Source organism: Mycobacterium sp. NPDC003323, assembly GCF_053589535.1.
Genome location: NZ_JBSFSB010000007.1, coordinates 21761 through 37675 on the forward strand (window position 1 = coordinate 21761; position 15915 = coordinate 37675).

At 66.8% G+C, this 15915-nt stretch carries 15 protein-coding genes and 1 pseudogene; 9 read left to right on the forward strand and 7 right to left on the reverse strand.

Features of this window, described 5'->3' with window-relative positions; all coding sequences use genetic code 11:
* Positions 1–30 precede the first annotated feature (30 nt).
* From ACWDUN_RS17305 to ACWDUN_RS17325, 5 genes and pseudogenes are all read right to left on the reverse strand, one after another.
* Positions 31–918: a universal stress protein gene (locus ACWDUN_RS17305; protein ID WP_449930726.1), complete on the reverse strand. Its 888-nt coding sequence runs from the start codon at positions 916–918 to the stop codon at positions 31–33.
* A gap of 112 nt (positions 919–1030) precedes the next feature.
* Positions 1031–1822 (reverse strand): ribosome hibernation promotion factor, encoded by a 792-nt coding sequence (locus tag ACWDUN_RS17310; protein WP_449930728.1) that lies wholly within the window; start codon positions 1820–1822, stop codon positions 1031–1033.
* 47 nt (positions 1823–1869) lie between these two features.
* The gene (locus ACWDUN_RS17315) at positions 1870–3426 is read right to left on the reverse strand and encodes an HAD-IC family P-type ATPase (protein WP_449930730.1); all 1557 of its coding nucleotides are present in this window, start codon (positions 3424–3426) and stop codon (positions 1870–1872) included.
* A gap of 18 nt (positions 3427–3444) precedes the next feature.
* On the reverse strand, positions 3445–4332 hold the full coding sequence (locus ACWDUN_RS17320; protein WP_449930732.1) for an HAD-IC family P-type ATPase: 888 nt from the start codon (positions 4330–4332) through the stop codon (positions 3445–3447).
* Positions 4333–4364: 32 nt separating this feature from the next.
* Positions 4365–4454: pseudogene (locus ACWDUN_RS17325) on the reverse strand (hypothetical protein); the annotation flags it as partial.
* A gap of 114 nt (positions 4455–4568) precedes the next feature.
* Here ACWDUN_RS17325 and ACWDUN_RS17330 point away from each other — a divergent pair.
* Together ACWDUN_RS17330 and ACWDUN_RS17335 are read left to right on the forward strand one after the other, a co-directional pair.
* The gene (locus ACWDUN_RS17330; RefSeq protein ID WP_449930734.1) at positions 4569–5000 is read left to right on the forward strand and encodes an Hsp20/alpha crystallin family protein; all 432 of its coding nucleotides are present in this window, start codon (positions 4569–4571) and stop codon (positions 4998–5000) included.
* Positions 5001–5075: 75 nt separating this feature from the next.
* Positions 5076–5792, forward strand: a complete 717-nt coding sequence (locus tag ACWDUN_RS17335) for a hypothetical protein (protein ID WP_449930736.1) — start codon at positions 5076–5078, stop codon at positions 5790–5792.
* Here ACWDUN_RS17335 and ACWDUN_RS17340 read toward each other — a convergent pair.
* Positions 5728–7437, reverse strand: coding sequence for a SulP family inorganic anion transporter (locus ACWDUN_RS17340; RefSeq protein ID WP_449930738.1), 1710 nt, complete (start codon positions 7435–7437; stop codon positions 5728–5730). The two genes, ACWDUN_RS17335 and ACWDUN_RS17340, sit on opposite strands and share 65 nt — an antisense overlap.
* A 178-nt stretch (positions 7438–7615) precedes the next feature.
* Here ACWDUN_RS17340 and ACWDUN_RS17345 point away from each other — a divergent pair, with 178 nt between their 5' ends.
* A complete protein-coding gene (locus ACWDUN_RS17345; protein WP_449930740.1) occupies positions 7616–8497 on the forward strand; it encodes a universal stress protein in 882 nt (293 codons plus the stop codon).
* A 6-nt stretch (positions 8498–8503) separates the two neighbouring features.
* Here ACWDUN_RS17345 and ACWDUN_RS17350 read toward each other — a convergent pair whose 3' ends face one another.
* Entirely contained in the window at positions 8504–8968 is a 465-nt protein-coding gene (locus ACWDUN_RS17350) for an SRPBCC family protein (RefSeq protein WP_449930742.1), read from the reverse strand.
* A 90-nt stretch (positions 8969–9058) separates the two neighbouring features.
* Here ACWDUN_RS17350 and ACWDUN_RS17355 point away from each other — a divergent pair, with 90 nt between their 5' ends.
* The 6 genes from ACWDUN_RS17355 to ACWDUN_RS17380 all read left to right on the forward strand — a co-directional run bounded on the left by ACWDUN_RS17355 (position 9059) and on the right by ACWDUN_RS17380 (position 15824).
* Positions 9059–10750, forward strand: coding sequence for an FAD-dependent oxidoreductase (locus ACWDUN_RS17355; protein ID WP_449930744.1), 1692 nt, complete (start codon positions 9059–9061; stop codon positions 10748–10750).
* Between the two features lie 12 nt (positions 10751–10762).
* Positions 10763–12247, forward strand: coding sequence for an ATP-binding protein (locus ACWDUN_RS17360; protein WP_449931141.1), 1485 nt, complete (start codon positions 10763–10765; stop codon positions 12245–12247).
* Positions 12248–12292: 45 nt separating this feature from the next.
* Complete coding sequence (locus ACWDUN_RS17365) at positions 12293–13138, forward strand: LLM class F420-dependent oxidoreductase (RefSeq protein WP_449930746.1); 846 nt, start codon at positions 12293–12295, stop codon at positions 13136–13138.
* Positions 13139–13160: 22 nt separating this feature from the next.
* Positions 13161–14009 (forward strand): LLM class F420-dependent oxidoreductase, encoded by an 849-nt coding sequence (locus ACWDUN_RS17370; protein ID WP_449930747.1) that lies wholly within the window; start codon positions 13161–13163, stop codon positions 14007–14009.
* Between the two features lie 220 nt (positions 14010–14229).
* Positions 14230–15225: a dTDP-glucose 4,6-dehydratase gene (rfbB, locus tag ACWDUN_RS17375; protein ID WP_449930749.1), complete on the forward strand. Its 996-nt coding sequence runs from the start codon at positions 14230–14232 to the stop codon at positions 15223–15225.
* Positions 15222–15824, forward strand: a complete 603-nt coding sequence (locus ACWDUN_RS17380; RefSeq protein WP_449930751.1) for a dTDP-4-dehydrorhamnose 3,5-epimerase family protein — start codon at positions 15222–15224, stop codon at positions 15822–15824. The genes rfbB and ACWDUN_RS17380 overlap by 4 nt, the downstream gene beginning before the upstream one ends.
* Positions 15825–15915 lie beyond the last annotated feature (91 nt).

The window sequence follows — 15915 nt, forward strand, 5'->3', positions numbered from 1 at the left end:
CGAAGGTCCCGATGCAACGCGACTTCGGTCTCAGGATCGGCGGGCGATGATGACAGGGATGGACGCTGCCTGGGCCACCGCCCAGCTCACCGAGCCGAGCAGCATACCGGCGAAACCGCCGTGTCCGTGACTGCCCACGACGAGCAGCTGTGCGCCGCGGGATTGTTCGATCAGCGCGTGCGCGGGGTTGTCCTGTCCGACCACACGGCGAACGGTGACGTCGGGGTAGCGTTCGGTCCAGCCGGCGATCCGTTGCGCCAGTTCCTCATCCGCTTGTTCGACAAGGTCTGTGGCGGCGATATCGGAGTTGAAGTCCGCGCTGTTCATCCAGGTGTGCACGGCGACGAGTTCGACACCACGCCGCGAAGCCTCGTCGAATGCGATGGCGACGGCCAGTTCCGACGCCGGCATGGCATCGACCCCGACCACGACGGGACCGGTCGCCTCCGCAACAGCAGTCTCGTCGTGGATCACTGCCACCGGGCTGTGCGAATGATGTACCAGCGCCGAGCTGGTGGATCCCAGGAGCAGCCGTGCCAGACCACCGAGACCGCGTGACCCGACGACCATCATGTCGGCGTCTTTCGAGATATTGATCAGGGCAGGCATCCTCGGTCCGTTGCCGACGAGTGTCTTGATCTGCGAGTCGCGCAGCTGCGGCGCGGCAGTCTTGACATGTCGGCTGGCACGCTCGACGATCTCCTCGGCGAGCCGATCCCGTTCAGCCAGATACTCGGCCGAGATCGGAAGGTCGATCCACGGACCCACCTCGTCAGATGGCTTCACGTACACCAGGGTCAGAGGGACGTTGCGAAGGACCGCTTCGCGGGCAGCCCACCCCGCCGCGGTATCGGCGTTCGGTGAACCGTCGACCGCCGCGACGATGCCGTTCAGATTCGTGGTGAAGAGAAAAGTCATCGGATTCCCCCGTCTGATTTCGTTACCGCCTGTTGCGGATACGGTCCGACGTTAATGTCACCGACCGATGGATCAGGGGAGGCTTAGGTCCCCTGAGCAGGGCCGAAAGTCCCTATCCGGCGGGGGTGATCATCGCGAGATCACCGTCCATGCGGCGGTAGAGCACGCTCGCACGCCCTTCCGCTGCATCGATGTAGAACAGAAACGGCAACTTCAATAGCGCCAAGCGCTGGACCGCAGCGTCCTCGCGCAGACACGGCACCGGGTGTGGGCTGATGGTGACCAACTGTTTGAAGGGCGCCAGCTCACCGGCGATGTCCGGCGCAACGAGGGCCAGCCGCAGACCGGTCGGTCCACTGCGATACACCACAGCCGCTGCACCGCTACCGATCTCGTTGAACAGGTGGAAGTCATAGTCGAGCAGCTCCATCTCGACCACCGCCTCGTCGACAGTGCACGACGCCATGGCATAGGACTTGCGTCGGATGATGCGTGCCGACTCGGATGCCGATGGCGGTGCGGCCGGCGGCTCGGTCTCGTGGCGCCATGGCGGAGCGGCATTCGGCCCGCGCGATGGGTCCCAGAGCGTGCAGACATCCTCCAACCGGCGTCGCATGCGCGCCTCGAGTTTGTCGATCGCTTCGTGCACCGTTCCGGCACCGACCTGTGCCCGGACCGGACGACCGCGGACCTCGAAGTTGCCTTGCGCGATGACAGCGGATTCGCGATCCGAGTGGTTGTGCCGTGTCAGCCGGACCCGTCCGCGAGTGATCGGATGCCGGGTGAGCCGGCTGAGTGCGCCGATCTTCGCTCGTGCGTACTCCGGCGCATCGGCGTGCACGCCGGCTGAGGTGATATCGAGATCGACGGGCGGGGGAACGACGACATCTGCTTGCTTGCTCATGTCACTGTTCGTACACCCCGCACGATGCCGGAGATTAGGGCCGAAGGTCACCGACGTTGTCGGGCCCTAATCCGCTTATGGCAAGCGTCGGCGAGTAATACAGCCGGAATCGCCGACGCTGCGACGATGTACCCGGCGGTCGGTGGGGCCGCGTGGGACAGTACCTGCGCGACAGGTTCGACGTAGAGCAGCAGACCCAACAGCGCGATTTCGGCGGCGACCGCGCTGATCAACAGCGTGTTCCGCCCGGCAGCCAGCCTCCAGACAGGATCGGTCTCGCTGCGACAGGCAAAGGCGTTCGCAACCTGTCCGAACACGATGGCACTGAACGCAGCACCGGACGCCGCCCACAGTGTGGGCCCGGACGGGAACGGGTCGCCCATTCGCCATCCCGCCACGGCGAAGGACACTGTAAATGCCAGCAGGGCGACCAAAGCCTCGACGGGACCGAGGACGGCGAATGCACGAGCCATGACCGACCGGTCGAGGAGATGTCCCCGCACCGGTGGTCCATCCAGTGTCCTCCTGTCCGGTGGCTCGGCTCCCAGTGCAAGCGCTGGAAAGACGTCGGTACCGATGTCCAGCGCGAGGACCTGCAGGACACCGATCGCCAACGGGAAGTGCCCGGCGGTGAGTGCCCACACCACGAACGGCGCGAGTTCCGCCACATTGTCCGACAGATGGTAGGTCAGGAAGCGCCTGATGTTGATGAATGTCGATCGGCCCTCTTCGATTGCCGTCACGATCGTCTCGAAGTTGTCGTCGAGTAAGACGAGATCGGCCGCGGCACGCGCCACGTCCGTGCCTCCCTTGCCCATGGCGACGCCGATCGCTGCTTCCTGCAACGCCGGCGCATCATTGACGCCGTCACCGGTCATCGCAACCACATGCCCACGTCGCTGCAGCGCACGCGCAATTCGCAGTTTCGTCTCCGGATCGACCCGTGCGATCACGAGTCCGTCGCGGTCGAGGAACTCACCCAGGTCGTCCAGATCGGCAGGTAACTGCGCGGCGACGTATGGCGAGATCTCCGCTGCCAATCCGATCTCGCGTGCCAGGGCCGCCGCGGTGTCCGGATTGTCACCGGTTACCATCGCCACGCGGATGCCCGCGCGCCTGCAGGTATGCAGGACTTCGGCGACAGCAGGTCTGGGCGGATCTTCGAGTCCCACGAGGCCCAACAGGGTCAGACCGCATTCGGCTTCCTCTGCGGACACCGGCATGTCCGTGCCGTAATCGATGACACGGCAGGCGACCGCCAGCACTCGCAGACCGCGCGCTGTCATGCGCCGGAACTGTTCGGACGCTGCAGAGTCCGACGCACATAGCGATAGCACCGCTTCTGGTGCGCCCTTCACCAGAATGCGGCCATCGACCACCACGGACATCCTCCGCCGGTGTGCGTCGAAGGGGAACTTCAGGCGTACGGAGTCGTCGGTGGTGCGATCGCCGGCGGTCACTCGCCGCGCGAACACGTCCAGCGCGGCCTCCATCGGATCCCCGCGCGGCACCCATTCGCCATCGCGCAACTCGACGTGGCCGGGCGAACATCGTTGCGCGGCCAGTGCCAGACGGCGGATCGATGCATACGCGGCAGGTGCCACTGAGACCCGCGCGGTCGGCTAATAGCCGACGCCGTCGATAGTTGCGCAACCATCCGGAGTCCAGCACTGGACCACCGCCATCTCGTTACAGGTCAGGGTTCCGGTCTTGTCGGTGCAGATGTATGTGGTGGAACCGAGCGTTTGGACGGCTTCCAGATGCCGGACGAGTGCCTGCCGCTTGGCCATCCGTTGGGCGCCCATGGCCAACGACAGCGTCACCGTGGGCAGCAACCCCTCCGGAACCACAGCGACGGTGACCCCGACCGCGAACAGAAACCCATCCGCCGGCGGCATTCCCATCGAGACGGCAACGGTGAAGAACAACCCTCCGACAGTCAGAGCCACCGCGGCGATGACGCGCGACGCCCGAGTCAGTTCTCTGCGCAGTGGTGTCGGCATACCCGCATGCTCTGCGGTCAGTCCTACGATGCCTGCAAGCCGCGTCCGGCCGCCGGTGGCCGTGACGATGGCGTTTGCCTCGCCCTCGACGACGAAGCAGCCGGCATACAGGACGTCTCCGGTGACCGGATGCTCGGGAACGCTCTCCCCTGTCATCGCTGACGTATCGACTGCCAGTCCTGCGGCAGTACAGATCTGCCCGTCGGCCGATATCCGGTCGCCCTCTGTCAGCACCATCACATCGCCGACCACAAGTTGCTCTGCAGGGATGCTCAGCAGCGCGCCATCGCGCAACACGTTCGCGCGCCGCGGAAGCATCTGGCGGAGTTTCTCGGCGGCGTGCGCGGCCCGCTCTTCCTGTGCGAAGGCGAACAGTCCGTTCAAGATGACGACCGCCACGATCGCCACACCCAGTTGCGGCATGCCCGCGACAAAGGCCAAACCGCCGGCCGCCCAGAACAGGACGGCGAAGAAGTGCAGCATTTCTGCGCCAGCACCCGCCACCACGGTCGTGAGCGCTGCACCTTCACCTCATTGAGGCCGTGCTCAGCCAACAGCGCGGCGGCCCGCTCCGATGTCAGGCCTTGAGATTGCGTGGTGGGCACAAAGCCACATAAGCATGCAGCCACCCGGTCCTCGCCGGACGAACGGCCCCGATGACAAGGACTTCAGTCCCTATCCGCCGATTGCCGGCGGGTGGTCGGATCTGAATGCCATCAATGGCCACCACCGAGGAGGTAACCATGAGCAAAGTCGCAGTGCAGCAACACCACCGGTCGTCCTGGCCGGAGGTATCCGAGTTCTTCTCCGGGTTTCCGTCGTGGGCGAACCTGCGTCCGATCCTGGGAGGCCACCCCATCAAGGTCGAGGACAACGTCACCGACGGCCAGTACGAGCTGCGTGCCGAGATCCCGGGAGTCGAGCCGGACAAGGATGTCGACATCACGGTTCGCAACGGGATGCTGACGATCAAGGCCGAACGCAGCGAGCAGAAGGAGACCAACGGTCATTCCGAGTTCTCCTACGGCTCGTTCGTGCGGTCCGTGACGCTGCCGGCGGGTGCTGATGAGGACGGCATCAAGGCGCACTACGAGAAGGGCATCCTGAGCGTCGTGGTACCGCTCAAGGAACCCAAGAACCCCGAGAAGCACATCGCGGTGGAGCGCGGACGCTGAGTGCGGCGCTGCGGCTGCCGGGGCGGCCATCCGCCGCCCCGGACCGTCCGCAGAGTGATTACGACGGGAGGCACGATGGGAAAGCAGCGATCCGGATTGGCGGCATTGGCTGCCGCGGTCGGCGTTACGGCCCTGTACCGGGCGCACGTTCGGCCGTGGGTTCACAACTGGGGTGCCCGAGCGGACGAGATCAGTGCATGGCTGCCCGGCGATGAACTCGTACCGTCGGGCACCGTACGGACCACTCGTGGCGTGACCATCGATGCTTCGCCCGCTGACGTGTGGCCGTGGCTGGTGCAGATCGGTGAGGACCGTGGCGGCTTCTACAGCTACTCGCTCTTGGAGCGCGCCGCTGGCGCCGATGAGCACAACGCTCACGTCATCCATCCCGAGTGGCAACATCTGCGCGTGGGCGACACGATTTGGCGGGCCCGCCGGTACGGCCCGCAGGCCCGCCAGATCGTGGCCGCGGTGCAGGAACGATCGCACCTGGTCCTGGTATCCCCCGCTGACTACGAACGGATGAAACGCTCCGAGCCGGCCTCGGGGGCTTGGGTATTCGTCCTGCGACGAGAGATCGGCGGGACACGCCTGCTGGCGCGCGGCAGCGGCGGCGCCGTCGGACACTGGTGGTTCGACCTGCCACACTTCGTGATGGAACAGAAAATGTTGCGTGGTATAGCGCGGCGGTCCCGCTGGGGCGCCAAAGCGGTACCGGACAGAACGGTCAATAGTCCCCATCATCGGGATACGCACGGCGGTAGGCATCCACAGCGGTCGGCAAGGTCATGAAGATATGGTCGGCGCCGATGCCGTCGAGTAGATCAGCGGCGGCGAGTGCATCGCGGAGATCCTGTTTTACCCTGGCCATTGCGAACACGACACCGCGGCGGTCACAGTCTCGGCGCAGGTGATCCAGCGCGTCCAGCGCAGTGGCGTCGACCTCGACGTTGGACTCGGCATTCAGCACGAACCAACGCACCGGTCGCGCAGCGTTGTCCAAAGCGGCAAGTGCGCGTCGGCGAAAGTCCGCGGCATTGGCGAAAAACAATGGTGCGTCGTAGCGGTACACAAGCAGCCCCGGTATCACCGTGGCGTTGGGATAGTCATCGATATCGTGCATGCCGGCCACTCCGGGCACGAAACCCTGCACGCCGTCGTGCGCGTGTGCGAGTCGACGCAGCAGATCGGCGACCGACAGCGCGATCGCCACCAACACGCCGTAGAGCACTCCGAACGCCAGCACCGATACCGTCGTCGCCAGTGCGAGCAGCAGTTCACTTCGCCGGAAAGCGGCCAATCGCTTGAACTCCGCGACTTCCACCAGCTTGCCGGCCGCAAAGACCACCAACGCGCCCAGAGCCGCGGCCGGTATGGCGGCCATGACGTCTCCTCCGACCACGAGTACGACGGCAGTCACGACGAACACCACCACCGAGTACATCTGGGTACGCGCACCGGCGGCATGCGCCAGCGCCGTGCGGCTACCGCTCGAACTGATCGGAAATCCGCGAAACAGCGCGGCGACCAGATTGCAGACACCCAATGCGCGCAACTCCACCTGCGGTTGGACGTCATCAGCACCGGTCCGCGAGGCAAACGCCCTGGCGGTCAACACATTGTCCGAGAACGCGACCATCGCGATACCCATTGCGGGAACGATCAGGTCGCGTACAGCCTCGGCGGACACCATCGGCCAGATCGGCGGGGGCATTCCCGACGGGACGGCGCCCACGAGTTCGATGCCTTGCAAGGGATCCGCCAGAACGGCGGCAGCGGCGGCCGCCACCAGGATGCCGATCAGCGGTCCGGGCAGCCGAGGTGCCCACCGGTCCAAGAGCAGGATCAGTGCCAGCACGCTCAGACTGAGAACGACCGTGGGCCAGTGCAGTCGCGACAGCGCGGCACCGAAGGAGAGCAATTGATCGGGCACGGTTTGCCCCGACACCGACACTCCGGCCAGCCGCCCCAATTGGCTGGCCACCATCATCGCGGCGATCCCGGCCAGGTACCCGACGAGAACGGGGCGAGACAGCAGGTTAGCCAGGTAGCCCAGTCTGAGCAGCCCGGCGAGCAGACAGATGACACCCACCAGCAGTGCCAGCGTGGCGGCATACTGCGCATAGCGAGCTGAATCCGAGACACCGGCCGTGGACATCAGCACCGCGGCCGTCATCAGCGCCGTGGTCGATTCCGGGCCGACGGACAACTGTCGTGAAGAGCCCATGAGTGCGTAGATCAGCAACGGGGGCAACGCCGTCCACAGCCCGGCGGCCGGGGGGAGCCCGGCGAGGCTGGCATACGCGAGCGCCTGGGGAATCAGATAGGCCGCCACGGTGAGTCCACCGAGCACATCACCACGCAACGAGACTCGGCGGTAGCCGCGAAAGCCGGACAGGCCGGGCAGGGCACGGTCGAGCCACCCGACGTCGGCCATGGCCCTCCCCCGCCCTTCGCTCTCTTCTCGGCGAACGCTAACTCAACCGAGACCAACTCCGAAACCGACATACGTCCCCGGCAGAAGGTGACTTAAGCCTCCTGTCCGCCGTGCGGCGAGAAAATACCGTCACCTCAAGGCCGGCGCACGGGCCGGATCACCGATTCGAGGAGCTGAAATGCCGTCACATCGCGGGATAGTCGTCGGAGTGGACAGTTCGCCCGAGGCCCAGCGGGCCGTGGAATGGGCGGCTATAGAGGCCGTCATGCACGACGTTCCGCTGACTTTGGCCCACATCATGCCGAGCGCTCGCGCCCTCACCTGGTACGAGGTGTCTGTCGCCGACGAGTTGGACCGGCTGGCGGCCGAGCGCGGCCGCGAGACCCTGGACGCCGCAACGACTATCGCGGAGCGCGCGGTGACCGACCGCGGACCGCTGACGCTGCGCGAGCACATCGCTCAGGGCAACGCGGTGTCGACACTGACCGATCTGTCCAAGGACGCGCAGATGGTCGTCGTAGGAAGTCGAGGACTCGGCCGCGTCGGGCGGGCCGTTCTCGGATCGGTCAGTTCCGCTCTGATCCGGCATGCTCATTGCCCCGTCGCGGTGATCCATCCGGTCACCGACCCGCAAGTGCAGTCCGCGCAGGCGCCGGTAGTGGTGGGCATCGACGGGTCACCCGCGTCCGAGACCGCCGTGGCGGTGGCCTTCGACGAGGCCTCGCGACGCGGAGTGGAACTGGTCGCCGTGCATTCCTGGAGTGACCTGCAGGTGTACGCGTACCCCGGCGACGAGTGGACGATCTTCCAACCGCAGGCCGAAGCGGAGCTCTCCGAACGCCTGGCCGGATGGCAGGACCGCTATCCCGACGTATCCATCCGGCGTGTGGTGGTCCGCGACCACCCCGCGCATCAACTGCTCCTGCAGGCCGAGGAGGCGCAACTGGTGGTGGTCGGCAGCCACGGGCGCGGCGGGTTCGCCGGCATGCTGCTCGGCTCGGTGGGCTGCGCGGTCGCCGAGTCGGCGAACGCCCCGGTGATCGTCGCGCGGTCGTCGTGACCGGGACTACGCCTCGGCAGTCGCCTTGATCGCGGCCAACGTGGCCGGGATGCCGCTGTGCGCCAACTCCGAGCGCGCGGCGATCTGGTTGTCGGCGTCCGCGCCGAACTTCTCACCGAAGCCCTCGATGCCCTTGGGCAGGAAGCGCCAGTGCTGGGTCAGCGTCGTGCCGCCGTCGGCCGGTTCGAGGGTGAACCCCCAGCGCACCCAACCGTCGTTGACCTCCCAGGCGAATTCGCGGCCGGGTTCGGCGGCGACCACCTGACTGCGGGTCTCCCAGGTGCGTTCGGGCAGCTCGTTACGGCCGGTGAACCATGCTCCCGCGACCGCGCCGGCCGCCGGGTCATCCCACCAGCAGGCCTTGCAGACCGGGCTCCACTCCCCCATCCGGGTGATATCGGAGACCAGGGCGTAGGTAGCCGCCGGGTCCAGGGCGATATGGGTGGAATCGGAAAACTCGAGAGCCGTCACGAACGCCACTGTAGGCCGGACGGACCGGGGTTTCGCCGTCAGCGATCGGACCGGGATAAGAAGTGGACTGTCGGCGCATAATCATCAGTGATGTCTGACGCCGAGCGCCAACCCCGCAAACCCGTGATCCTCTCCGTCGATGATGATCCCGCCGTGTCCCGCGCCGTCGCGCGCGACCTGCGCCGCCATTACGGGGAGCGGTACCGCATCGTGCGCGCCGAATCCGGGCCGGACGCCCTGAACACCCTCCACGAACTGAAGCTGCGCGGGGACACGGTCGCGGTGTTCGTCGCCGACTACCGGATGCCGCAGATGAGCGGTATCGAATTCCTCGAACAGGCGATGGACCTGTACCCGATGGCCCGTCGTGTGCTGCTGACCGCGTACGCCGACACGACCGCGGCCATCGACGCCATCAACGTCGTGGACCTGGACCACTATCTGCTCAAGCCGTGGGATCCGCCGCAGGAGAAGCTCTACCCGGTGATCGACGGCCTGCTGGAGTCCTGGCACGCCGTCGGCGACCATGCCATCCCCTATACCAAGGTGATCGGACACCAATGGAACCCGCGATCCTGGGATGTGCGGCAGTTCCTGGCCCGCAACGGTTACCCGTTCAAGGCGTTCACCGCCGAGGAACCCAAGGGCCGCCAGTTGCTCGAGGCCGCGGGCCTGGACGGCAGGCAGCTGCCGGTGGTGATCACCGAGGACGGCAAGCCGATGGTCGAGCCCAGTGACACCGAGCTGGCCACCATGTTGGGCCTGTCGACCAACCCGTCGCTGGAGATGTACGACCTGGCGGTCATCGGCGGTGGTCCCGCGGGCCTGGCGGCCGCGGTGTACGGGGCATCCGAGGGCTTGAACACCGTCCTGATCGAGCGCGCGATGACCGGCGGTCAGGCCGGGCGCAGCTCGCGCATCGAGAACTATCTGGGGTTCGAGAACGGCATCTCCGGGATCGACCTGACCACCACGGCGCGGCGCCAGGCCGAGCGTTTCGGTGCCGAGGTCATCACCACCCGAGAAGCCATCAGCCTGCAGGCCGGTGACATCGGGACCGCGCGCACCATTTCGTTCGGCGATCACGGCACCATCGGCGCCCGGGCGGTCATCCTGGCCACCGGCGTGGAGTACCGCGAGCTGTCGGTCGGCGGCTGCGCGGGAACCGGCGACGGGAGCCTGGTCGGCAAGGGGGTGTACTACGGCGCCTCGGTGTCGGATGCGGCCGAGTGCAAGGACGAGGACATCTACATCGTCGGCGGCGCCAACTCGGCGGGACAGGCGGCGATGTTCATGTCCAAGACCGCCAAGAAGGTCACCATGCTGGTGCGCGGACCCTCACTGGAGGCGTCCATGTCCTACTACCTCATCCAGCAGATCGAGGCCAACGACAAGATCGAGGTCCGCACCTGTACCGAGGTCGTCGGCACCACCGCCGAGGACGATCACCTGGTCGGGCTGACCCTGGCCGACCGCAAGTCCGGGCAGACCTTCGATGTTGCCGCCGATCGGTTGTGCTGTTTCATCGGCGCGACACCGCGCACCGACTGGCTCGACGGTGTGGTGGCCCGAGACGACCGCGGTTTCATCCTGGCCGGACCGGATCTGCGCGATGTGTGCGGCTGGACGCTGGACCGTCCGCCGCATCACCTGGAAACAAGCGTGCCCGGTGTGTTTGTTGCAGGAGATGTGCGATCGGAATCCGCCAAGCGGGTTGCAGCGGCCGTCGGCGAGGGATCGATGGCAGTGATGTTCGTCCACCGGTATCTAGCGGAGGCCTGAGTCGTGACCGAAATGTGTGTGCGTGACGAGCTGCGGACCCTGTTCCTGTTCGAACACCTCTCCGACGATCAGCTCGACACGCTGTGCGAGGCCGGCACCATCGAGATGTTCCCGGCCGGGTCGATCGTGCAGGAGGGCGAACCGGCGACGTGCTTCTACGTCCTGATCGACGGTGAGCTGATCATGTCGAAGCGCTCCGGTGGCGTCGACATCCAGACCAATCGCACCTCCCAGCGCGGCGTCTACTTCGGCGCCTGGTCGGCCTACATTCCCGGCGAGGAGCAGATCTACCAGGCCTCGGTGCGCCTGGTCGTCGAATCGCGGGTGTTCGTGCTGCAGGCCAAGGCCTTCGCGGAGTTCATGCGGGCGCAGTTCCCGATGGCCGTGCACCTCATGGAGGGCTGGCTGGTCGGCGGGCGTCGGCAGAGCCAGATCATCGACCAGCGCGAGAAGCTGCTGGCCCTGGGCACCATCACCGCGGGCCTGACCCACCAGCTCAACAACCCGGCCGCGGCCACCGCACGCGCGGTGGCCGATCTGCGCGAGAGCGTCGGGCACATGCGGCACAAGCTCGCCATGGTCGCCGAGGCCAAGTTCAGTCCCGAATCGCTACGCGCCCTGGTCAACATCCAGGATCAGGTCGCCGAGCAGGTGGCCAAGAACAACGACCTCGAGCTGACCGCGCTGGAGGCCTCCGACCGTGAGGACGAACTCGGCGACTGGCTGGAGGACCACGGCATCGCGAGCGCCTGGGACTACGCACCCACCTTCGTCGAGGCCGGCCTGGACACCGACTGGCTGGAGCGGGTGTCGGCGCTGATCGACGACCTGGACTCCACCGCGTCACTGCAGGGCGCCATCGGGTGGCTGAAGTACACCATCGACAACGAGCTGCGGATGAACGAGATCGCCGAGGCCAGCAAGCGCATCTCGGCGCTGCTGGCCGGCGCCAAGCAGTACTCGCAGATGGACCGCGGCAGCTACGGCAGCGCCGATGTGCACGAGCTGCTGCGCAGTACCGTCATGATGTTCGGCGACAAGATCGGCGGCCCGGGCAAGGACCGGCCGGTCACCGTCGTCAAGTATCTCGACAAGACGCTGCCCGAATTGCATTGCTACCCGGGCGATCTGAACCAGGTGTGGACCAACATCATCGACAACGCGATCCAGGCGATGGGCGGCAGCGGGACGCTGACGCTGCGCACCTGCCGGGAGAACGACCAGATGATCCGCGTCGAGATCTGCGATGACGGCCCCGGTATCCCCGAGGACGTCATCGACCGCATCTTCAACCCGTTCTTCACCACCAAGCCGTTCGGGGAGGGCACCGGCCTGGGTCTGGACCTGGCCTGGCGCATCGTGGTGGAAAAGCACGGCGGCAACATCTCGGTGCAGTCGAAACCGGGCGACACCCGGTTCGCCGTGTGCCTGCCGGTGGTCGCCCCGGCGCCGGTCATCCCGACCCCGGGCGAGCTGTCGGCCGCGGGCACCGAGTAGAGACCGCGCGGAATAGCCGTCACCGGCCGCGAGGTTGACCCGACCATGACCAAACCCGATCTGGGCCGGTTCGGTGTCTTCGGCCACTACGCGCAGTGGCAGCAGCTCTCGACGCAGCAGCTCAGCGATATCGAGGCCCTCGGCTACGGCGCGATCTGGGCGGGCGGCTCACCGCCGGCCGAACTCGAATGGGTCGACCCGATCCTGGGCGCCACCGACACGCTGCAGCTCGCCACCGGCATCGTCAACATCTGGACCGCCGCCCCCGGGCCGGTCGCCGCGTCCTTCCACCGCATCGAGAAGGCCTATCCGGGACGGTTTCTGCTCGGCATCGGGGTCGGGCATCCCGAGGCGCACACCGAGTACAAGAAGCCCTACGACGCTCTGAACGAGTACCTGGACTCCCTCGATCAGCACGGTGTGCCGTCGAACCGTGTCGTGGTGGCGGCGCTGGGTCCGCAGGTGCTCAAGCTGTCGGCGCGGCGCAGTGCCGGCGCGCACCCGTATCTGACCACGCCCGAGCACACCGCTTCCGCGCGCGAGTTGATCGGACCGGACGCCTTCCTGGCGCCCGAGCACAAGGTGGTGCTGACCACCGATGCCGAACGGGCCCGCGAGGTCGGCCGCAAGGCGCTGGCGGTCTACCTGGACCTGGCGAACTACCTGAACAACTGGCGCCGGCTCGGCTTCACCGACGCCGATGTCGCCAAACCAGGAAGCGACGCGCTCGTCGACGCCGTCGTCGCGCACGGCAGCACCGAGGCCATCGCCGCGCGCCTGCGCGAACATCTGGCCGCCGGTGCCGATCATGTTCCGGTTCAGGTGCTGACGGGTACAGACACGCTGCTGCCCGCGCTCACCGAGCTGGCCGGGCAGCTGGGCCTGCACTGATACGAAAAGGACGGAAACCGCCATGACTGACGCCGTGAACCTCAAGCCCGACCTCGGCCGCTACGGGGTGTGGACCTTCGGCGTCCCGAAGCCGGATCAGGTCGTCGAGATCGAGAAGCTGGGCTACGGCGCAGTGTGGATCGGCGGGTCACCCAAGGGTGACCTGAACTATGTCGAGCCGCTGCTGGAGGCGACCGAGAACCTGCAGATCGCCACCGGCATCGTCAACGTCTGGCAGGCCGACGCCGCCGAGGTGGCCGCGGCGTACCACCGGGTGGAGGAGGCCCACCCGGGCCGCTTCCTGCTCGGTGTCGGCATCGGCCACCCCGAGCACACCGAGGAGTACCGCAAGCCCTACGACGTGCTGGTCGAGTACCTCGACGCGCTGGACGCCGCGCACGTGCCCACCAGCCGGCGGGTCATCGCGGCGCTGGGCCCGAAGGTGCTCAAGCTGGCCGCCCAGCGCAGCGCGGGCGCGCACCCCTACCTGACCACCCCCGAGCACACCGGGCAGGCCCGAAACCTGGTGGGCAACACGGTGTTTCTGGCACCGGAGCACAAGGTGGTGCTGAGCACCGATGTCGACGAGGCGCGGGAGGTGGGCCGCGGCTCGGTGGACTTCTACCTGAATCTGAGCAACTACCTGAACAACTGGCGCCGGCTCGGCTTCACCGAGGAGGACATCGCCAAGCCCGGCAGCGACCGGTTGATCGACGCGGTGGTCGCCCACGGCGGTGCCGAGGCCATTGCGGCGCGGCTGAATCAGCATCTGGACGCCGGGGCCGACCACGTCACCATCCAGGTGCTCGGGGGGTGGGACAAGCTGGTTCCGGCGCTGACCGAACTGGCCGGACCGCTCGGGCTCAAGTAACCGCCGACCGCGGGCGACGTGATTTCAGTGTCGCGGCGCGGACCGTCCGAACACTGAAGCTGTGTAGGTGATCGCGCCTCTTTACCTACACGGCTTCCGTCTCGTGGCGTGCGCGGCGTCCCGGCTGAAGTCAGGTAGATCCTGCCGCAGTCGACACGCCGCCCGGGCGTGCAAACGCCGACGCTCAGCGGCCGGTGCCGCCCGTCTAGAGTTGTCTCCCATGCGGTTGCTGGTCACCGGTGGCGCCGGGTTCATCGGAGCCAACTTCGTCCACCTCACGCTGCGCGAGCACCCCGACACCGAGATCACCGTGCTGGACGCGCTCACCTATGCGGGCAGCCGGGAATCGCTGGCACCGGTCGCCGATCGCATCCGGGTGGTGGAGGGCGACGTCACCGACGCCGCGCTCGTCACGGACCTGGTCGCGCAGACCGATGCGGTGGTGCACTTCGCTGCGGAAACCCATGTCGACAACGGGTTGGCCGATCCGACGCCCTTCGTGCAGTCCAATGTCGTGGGCACTTTCACCCTGCTGGAGGCGGTCCGCCGGCACGGCACCCGCCTGCACCACGTGTCCACCGACGAGGTGTACGGAGATCTGCCGCTCGACGGGGATCAGCGGTTCACCGCGGCCACCCCGTACAACCCGTCGAGTCCGTATTCGTCGACCAAGGCCGCGGCCGATCTGCTGGTGCGGGCGTGGGTGCGCTCCTACGGTGTGCGCGCCACGATCTCCAACTGCTCCAACAACTATGGGCCGTATCAGCACGTGGAGAAGTTCATCCCCCGCCAGATCACCAACATCCTGACCGGGCGGCGGGCCAAGCTGTACGGCACCGGCGCCAACGTGCGCGACTGGATCCATGTCGATGATCACAACGCGGCGGTATGGCGCATCCTGGCCGACGGCGAACCCGGACGGACCTACCTGATCGGCGCCGACGGCGAAAGCGACAACCTGTCCGTGCTGCGCACCCTGCTGAGGCTGATGGATCACGATGCCGACGATTTCGACCACGTCACCGACCGGGCGGGCCACGATTTGCGGTACGCGATCGACGCCGCCCCCCTGCGCGACGAGTTGGGCTGGGCGCCGGCGCACACCGATTTCGAGGCCGGCCTGCGCGCCACGATCGACTGGTATCGCGACAACGAATCATGGTGGGGCCCCTTGAAAGCCGACGTGGAAGCCCGATACGCCGAGCGTGGGCAGTGACGGCCCGGGAACTGGCGGTGCCCGGGGCCTGGGAGATCACCCCGACGGTGCACACCGATGGCCGCGGGGCGTTCTTCGAGTGGTTCACCGACCGGTCGTTCATCGAGATGACCGGGCACCGGTTCGAGATGCATCAGGCCAACTGCTCGGTGTCGGCGGCCGGGGTGCTGCGCGGGGTGCACTTCGCCCAACTGCCCCCGAGCCAGGCCAAGTATGTGACCTGCCTGCGCGGCGCGGTCTACGACGTCGTCGTCGACATCCGGGTCGGCTCCCCCACCTTCGGGCACTGGGACGGCGTGCTGCTCGACGACCGGCAGCGTCGCTCGGTCTACCTCTCCGAGGGTCTGGGCCACGCTTTCCTTGCGCTGGAAGATGATTCGACGGTGATGTACCTGTGCTCGGCGGGTTACGCGCCGCAGCGGGAATTCACCATCTCGCCGACCTCGCTGGGGATCGACTGGCCGCTGGAGCATCGGCTGATCCTGTCCGAGCGGGACGCGGGCGCCCCGACCCTGGCGCAGGCACTGGCCGACGGGCTGCTGCCGACGTGGGAGGACACCCAGGCGTTCGTCGAGCGGTTGCGCGCCCAGCTGCACTGACGGCGTCGGGAAACGACACGCCCTTGCGCCGACCCCGGCACTATTACTAGGATATGCAAGTATCTCGGATCACATCGCAATCTCTGGACGG